Source organism: Roseburia sp. TF10-5 (assembly GCF_003462365.1).
In the GTDB taxonomy this organism is placed as follows: Bacteria; Bacillota; Clostridia; order Lachnospirales; family Lachnospiraceae; genus Roseburia; species Roseburia faecis.
In genome coordinates this window covers 34,909-41,588 of the sequence record NZ_QTYW01000025.1, presented here as the reverse complement: position 1 = coordinate 41,588, position 6,680 = coordinate 34,909, and the positions used below count along the sequence as shown (strand labels likewise).

At 38.9% G+C, this 6,680-nt stretch carries 6 protein-coding genes; all 6 read right to left on the bottom strand.

Annotated features, from left to right (window positions below; all coding sequences use genetic code 11):
- Positions 1-103: 103 nt before the first annotated feature.
- The 6 genes from DXD06_RS15765 to DXD06_RS15740 all read right to left on the bottom strand — a co-directional run bounded on the left by DXD06_RS15765 (position 104) and on the right by DXD06_RS15740 (position 6,641).
- On the bottom strand, positions 104-709 hold the full coding sequence (locus DXD06_RS15765; RefSeq protein ID WP_117833057.1) for an HAD family hydrolase: 606 nt from the start codon (positions 707-709) through the stop codon (positions 104-106).
- Positions 710-827: 118 nt separating this feature from the next.
- Positions 828-1,046, bottom strand: coding sequence for a hypothetical protein (locus tag DXD06_RS15760; RefSeq protein ID WP_022045448.1), 219 nt, complete (start codon positions 1,044-1,046; stop codon positions 828-830).
- Between the two features lie 166 nt (positions 1,047-1,212).
- Complete coding sequence (locus tag DXD06_RS15755; RefSeq protein ID WP_117833056.1) at positions 1,213-2,112, bottom strand: hypothetical protein; 900 nt, start codon at positions 2,110-2,112, stop codon at positions 1,213-1,215.
- Between the two features lie 26 nt (positions 2,113-2,138).
- Entirely contained in the window at positions 2,139-3,464 is a 1,326-nt protein-coding gene (locus tag DXD06_RS15750) for an Ig-like domain-containing protein (RefSeq protein ID WP_117833054.1), read from the bottom strand.
- A 25-nt stretch (positions 3,465-3,489) separates the two neighbouring features.
- Positions 3,490-5,022 carry an LCP family protein gene (locus DXD06_RS15745; protein WP_117833052.1) on the bottom strand — a complete coding sequence of 511 codons (1,533 nt, stop codon included), beginning with the start codon at positions 5,020-5,022 and terminating at the stop codon, positions 3,490-3,492.
- A 50-nt stretch (positions 5,023-5,072) separates the two neighbouring features.
- A complete protein-coding gene (locus DXD06_RS15740) occupies positions 5,073-6,641 on the bottom strand; it encodes a polysaccharide pyruvyl transferase family protein (RefSeq protein ID WP_117833049.1) in 1,569 nt (522 codons plus the stop codon).
- Positions 6,642-6,680: the final 39 nt, after the last annotated feature.

Sequence of the window (6,680 nt, the reverse complement as noted above, 5' to 3'; positions counted from 1 at the left end):
TTTTATAAGGATTTAGCCTCCCACAATTCTAAAAAATCAAAGAATTTTAAAGCGTGGTGGAATTTACCCCTGCACTGGAATTTACTTTTTCAAGTCAGCAATATTAGAATTCCTTAAGAAACTCATCCAGCTCCTTTTTTGCCTGCTCATAGGATCGGAAAACAATCCCATGAATGCCACAGGTTTCTGCTCCTTTTATATTTACCGGACGATCATCAATAAATACGCTTTCTTCCGGTTCCAGCCAGTATTCATCACACAGATATTCATAAATTTCCGGATCCGGCTTCATTTTCTTTATTTTATATGAAAAAACAACGCCATCCATAAGCGGAAGAAATTTCAGTTTATCCTTTGTCTGATCCAGCATGTTTTCACTATAGTTGGAAAGGATATACACATGATATCCTCTTGCCTTCAGATCGAGAATCCATTCCATGGCATACGGGAACAGTTCCACGGTATTTCCGACGGTTTTATGGATTTTCGTAATTTCGTCTGCCAGTTCGGGTGCTCCCGCAATAAATTTCTGTAAGAATTCATCCGGAGTGCCAAGCCCCTGATCCGATGCATCCCACAATTTATTTTCAAACATTGCCGCATTAATTTTTTTCTGATTTTCTTTACTGATACCAAGGCTTTCCATATAAGCATCCGGTTCATAAGAAACTAAGACTTTTCCTACGTCAAAAATAATATTTCTGATCATGATTGTTGTACTCCTTTTATCCAATCTGCTGCCGATTTTTTACTTTTTTATCATAACACAAAAACGCCGCATCGTATACTCATACACTGGTACCGACACGGCGTTTAATCGTTATGTTCTAGCAATATATCTGAAATGTTGAATTCTCCTCCTTTCCAACACTGAGCATCTGCATCTGCTGATCCAGCATGCCTGCAAACGATGCCTTCTTCTGCTTCATCTGGGATTCCCCATGATTCTCACGTGGAGACTGATAGGTAATCGCAATGATGCTTCCTACGGGTACAATTGTCTGATATCTGTCCTTGATTGCTGCGGTAACGCGCCTCCCTTCCATGATTGGCGTTCTTTTTGTTTACCTACACAATATATATCGGACATCTTTTCCATTTCTTAACCGTTTTCTGAATTTTTTATTTTATCACCCTCATTTTCAATAAAACAAGGGCAGAATCACAATGATTCCACCCTTATCCTTATAATCATCTAAGAATGACCGAAATTTATTTTTTTGTATAGTATCCACCGTATACGATCTCATAATGGTCGAAATTCGGATGGCTGTAAGGGCTCTTGGAAACGGTTTCCGAAGTAGTTTTTGTTTCCTTTTTATCCAGGTATAAGGAGCTGGTAGATACATCTATGATGGTTCCGTTTGCATCATAGCTGATAATATAAATTTCTCCATACACATACTGACTTGTTTTGTTTACCTTTTTCAGCTTAAATGAAATACTGGAATCTGATACCTGTTCATCTGTGACAGTAACGGAAAGCTTATCTTTTCCCAGCACTTTATATTTCTGTTCCGGATTTCTGTCAAATGCCGTAATCTTTACACTGGACTGCGAAATATCAACATCTGCCGCAGATGAGACATAAATACTTTCGTATGCAGTCTTTCCACTCATTACACGATAAACAATCTCATCTTTTGCTGCAACCTCAGATCCGGAACTGTTCTTTAATGAGTAGCGTACCGCCAACCGGTCAAACGTTGCCTTCGTATTGTTTTTCACACGGATCAGAATATAATTTCCATCCAGTTTCTGAAGCTTAACGTCAAACTTCGGCTCCGCAACCGTTACTTTTATCTTTAAAGACTGCGTATGTCCGTAATAATCTTTCCCTTTTATAGTTACAACCGAAGTTCCTGCTTTCTTTGCAGAAATGGTATACTGCTTTTTCGATTTATTGGCTTTTACTGTTGCAACTGCTTTCTTGGTGCTTGACGCACTACTTAAAGATTTCACACCGGTAAGATACCAGGTATAGGTTTCTCCCTTATAAAGTGTTAAGCTCTCATTCTTTGTGGCTGCCTCCACAGATGCCGGTGTCACCAGCGCCAGAATCATGGCAAAAGCCAGACATGCCGTAATTACCCTCTTCATTACTTTTTTCATTCTTTCAATTTCTCCTTTCAATCTTTTCATGGATTTACGCAAACGGTGCAGGCAAATGTTTTCCCGTTTACTTTCAATGTTACTTTGGCTGTGCCGGTACCCTTTGCCGTCACTTTGCCACTGGCATTTACTACCGCAACCTTCGTGTTGCTGCTGGACCAGGTAATTCCTTTGCTTTGTCCGGTCACTTTAAACGTGCCGGTCCTGCCTTTGGAAAGAACCATGGTTACCCGGTTCACCGCAAGTCCCGGGATGGTTGTTGTAGTATATGTTTTATCTGCATTCGCTGAAGTTTCCAGCGTTGATGCTGTATATTTTTTACCGGCGATCACGACAGAATTTTCCATGTGTTTTTTGCCGTTGACCACTTTTGCGGATATGCCATAGTGCTTCATAATCAACTGATAAGCTTCACAAAACCCCTTATAATTTGCCTTGCCCTGCTCGAGTGCTTTCTGTGCCAGAACCGATGTTCCATTCGGGGAAACATTCTGCTGCATCCACTGCTGGGCGGCAACTGCCTTTTCATAATCGCTCATCCCGGAGGTCACATACTGATTCCAGATAATATCAAGCACGTTTTTCTGGGAACGCGCAATCACCGTATAGGGATATGTATAAGTTTTTTTGCCAATGGTTGCCGTTATTTTTACAGTTCCGGCTTTTTTCGCCGTCAGCCTTCCATCCGCATCTACCGATACCACACTGCTATTTGAACTTTTCCAGACGGGTGCCACAGAAGCATTCAATACGACAATGGATCGGCTCTCTCCCACATACAGTTTACTATACCCTGCCTGTATTTGTAAAGATGTCTGACTGCTATAATGAATTTCGTTTGCTTTCGCATACGTTTCCGCCGCAGAACCATACGGAGTAACTATCGTAAGCCTTGCCTTGTTACATCCTGCAAATGCATCTATTCCAATCGTTTTTACGCTGGCCGGAATCTCAATTTGGTACAAATCCGTCTGATTCTGAAACGCCTGTGTTTCAATCGTGGTATATCCTGATGGGATCTTTACCGTCTGCAAATTTGTCAGAATCAGCTGGCCAAGATTCGTTCCGATGTTAGTAACTACGTAGGAATTACATTTTGCAGGAAAGGTAACTGTGCTTTTTTCTCCCGTATACATATAAATGGAACAACCTTTTTTCGTTGTTGCACCTTTTGGAATCTGATAGACAAATCCTGCCGCATCCTGCGCATATGCAGTTCCATCCGTATCTTTGACAATCTCTGCAGCCTCTGCGATATATGGACTCCCCGCCAGCAGCACGGTAACTGCCAGAAACATCCCCGCGATCTGCCGGATTCTCTTTTTCTTAGCTGTTTGTTCTCGGAACTTCATATCTTTTCCTCACTGTAAATTTTCACTACTGTACGATATTATCCGGAATCTCCAGATCGGCATCTGTCAGGATCTGTCCCTCAACGACTTTATTGACAAGCTGCTCTGCATATTTTACCTGCACCTCATCCGGATACATGACATAGCTTCGTTTCGTAGGCATGGAGTAGGTCGTCGATGATCCGCCGGTTCCTGTAACTGCATAAGACTTTACATTCCAGGAAGCCAGATCCGACAACTGCATTTTTACCAATGCAGAAATATCCTCTGAACTCATACTTGTCGTAAACATCCCTGACATACTATCCATAATTGCTGAATAGTTGCTAAGCACCGTTGTTCCGGAAGAAATCTTCTTAATCAGTGCTTCAATTGCCTGCATCTGATGACGTCCTCTGGAATTATCCCCATCTGCAAAAGATTTTCTCTCCCGCACGTAGGAAAGCGCCACCGTACCATTTAACTGATTGGTTCCCTGATTGATATAAAATCCACCTTCACTTGTCCGGAAGGCTTTCTCCGACTCTACGGTAATTCCTCCGACTGCATCTACTAATGTCTTAAATCCATTAAAATTAATCTGCACATAATAATCCACATGCTCATCATACAGATTTCCAAGTGTGGCCATAGAACAGTCTATTCCATACATTCCACAATGGGTCAGTTTATCTTTTGCACCTGCTGATGCTGCCGTATCCACGTAGTAATCTCTCGGTGTATTAATTAGAAGCACCTGCTTCGTGGACGGATTGACAACTGCCAGAATATTGACATCACTGCGGCTGGTGGTAAGAGTAAGGGTTCTGGTATCGGAACCACTGATATAAATGACAAACGGATCTGTTGTAATGGATTTTTCTGCCGTCTGTGAATCCTCCGTCACCACCGTTTCTTCCTCATGATCATACAGGGTACGCGTTCTGGAAGAAAATGTTTCATACCCATCCTGTGCCTCTACCACGTCTACATATGCCACATTCATAAGCATAGCATCTGCATTTCCTTCGTATAATGCCTGCACCATGTCGAGAATATTATCATACACCTGCGTGTGGATCTGTGTCCCGACAGTTTCATTGATCTTTTCGATTGCCTTTTGGGTATGTTCGTAATCGTATTTTTCGGTAATCGCAAACACATAGTCTTTCGCATCCATCAGTGTCTGTGCCGGATCATCCGTCATGACATAAGCCGATACGGTATCTGTTGTTTTTACATTTCCAGTAATATCTCCCAGGGTATTTCCGGCTTTTACAAGCATATAAGAACCACCGATACATACAACCATACATGCAAGTGACAAAAGGATTCCGAATGTGCGTCGGACATAACATGCTGTCTTTTTTTTGCCTTTTTTCCCGAAATAAAATAGACAGTATTCCATAATCAGCAAAAAAAGCAGGATCAATCCAAACAACATCACATACAATTCCGGAAGCATATTCAGCCACAAAACGATTCCGACAGTTGTAAGACTCAATACCAATTGCACCACCAGAATAATTCCGGCAGTTATTTTCCATTTACTTTTCTTTTTTTCCTTTGTTGCTTCCATGTGTTATCCCCAGTTTGCAAATATAGCAACCATCACTTTTTGTTATCCTTTTACCGTTTTAAAATTTTCGTTTTTATTTTGGATAATAATTTTTTTATCTTCTTCTCTATTCCCTTGCCGGGATAAATATACTGAAAGACTGCAATCAATAATCCAAATAAAATTATTGCAATTATCGCAAAAGGAATTTTGCTCACCATTTTCATTCTTGCAATTATCCAAATTATAATTAATGAAATGAATGTCTGCACTGTTAAAACCACATAAGCTGTGTTTTTCCACTTTTTTTTATTAGCGTCTTCTTGTATTTTAATTTTTTTTCTAAGTTTTTGATTCACATTCAATCTTTCATTACAAGTTTCATAAGTTCTTCTGAACTTTCTCATTAATTTTTCATTTTGTTCTTTTAATGAAGTACCCTCAAACTTCTGGATATTTTCAAGCAAAGTTTTGTAATCATAAGGCTGAATGTTACAATTTGGTCCAAGTATAATCTTTTTTACACCAGTAAAAAGTGCCCGATATACGCTCATGAGATATTCCGGATCTTTAACGATGCCCTCTTTCATTGCTTTTTCCAATTTATTAACAATCTTTTCTGCAACAAAATCACAACGTTCTATTGCTCTCTCAGGATACCCTATTCTTTTATAAAAGCTTGATACTTTCGTATTCCAGATTAAATTCACAGATGGAATATTCATCGAAAAGGAAATAATTCCAGGGTGAAGGCGGCACGAAATCACCCCATCATATTCTGACATTTTTACAAACAAGTTCTCTGGTAAATTCATATTAAACACACATTTTTCTATCGGTACATTGTAAAATCTGATAAGATAATCCAAAAAAGCTTCATCTCCAAAATTACCACTTGTTATCAATTCATAATCATAGCCCCGGGTTTTTAATATATCAATGACATCCGTCCATAATTTTGCAGATTGTTCTTTCGTGAAATCAACATGATTATCTATAAATCCATTCGCTCTCATAACAAATATGCCAATTTTCTTTTTCGCATTTTTTTTGCCATTTGACTTTAAAATTGCCTCCTGACCAATAAAATTATCAAATACTGTTGCAGAAAACACAGCCGGATCAGATACAAGACCTATTTCAAAAGAATCATTAACTTTATATTTTTCAAGTTTGTCTATCCCGTCACGTGTAGTGATCTGTTTCACACATCCCATATTAAGTGCTATTTTTAGTCTCTGGCACCTTTTATTTTCTTCATTATATGCCTCAATTCCAATTGCCGAAAAAATAACAGGTTTGTTAAATTGCTGAGCAATTTCAAGAGTTAGTGCTGTTCTTTCATAAAATGTTTGATACAAATAATTGAATACTGGCGCTCCTCCAAAAACAATCAAATCTGCCTGTGATATTGCATCCTTGGCATTTTGTAATAATAGAGGGTCTCTTGTTTTCATATATTTTTTTGTAATAATAGAAGCCGATCTACTACTAATTTGATACTCACTTTTGCTAAATCCAAGATTCCTCATTAAAGCATGTAATAATCCAATATCACTATTTTCAATAACTTGATCACCTATATTATCTGAATCTCTATTTGTTAATAGCAAAATCACATATTTATTTTTTAACTCCATATTTCACCCTCTTTTAAAATACGATATAAGTATCAAAAC

Bases quoted from the DNA above. Each gene is read 5' to 3' on its own strand.
- DXD06_RS15745 (WP_117833052.1), bottom strand. From the start codon at position 5,022: ATGGAAGCAACAAAGGAAAAAAAGAAAAGTAAATGGAAAATAACTGCC.
- DXD06_RS15750 (WP_117833054.1), bottom strand. From the start codon at position 3,464: ATGAAGTTCCGAGAACAAACAGCTAAGAAAAAGAGAATCCGGCAGATC.
- DXD06_RS15765 (WP_117833057.1), bottom strand. From the start codon at position 709: ATGATCAGAAATATTATTTTTGACGTAGGAAAAGTCTTAGTTTCTTAT.
- DXD06_RS15740 (WP_117833049.1), bottom strand. From the start codon at position 6,641: ATGGAGTTAAAAAATAAATATGTGATTTTGCTATTAACAAATAGAGAT.
- DXD06_RS15760 (WP_022045448.1), bottom strand. From the start codon at position 1,046: ATGGAAGGGAGGCGCGTTACCGCAGCAATCAAGGACAGATATCAGACA.
- DXD06_RS15755 (WP_117833056.1), bottom strand. From the start codon at position 2,112: ATGAAAAAAGTAATGAAGAGGGTAATTACGGCATGTCTGGCTTTTGCC.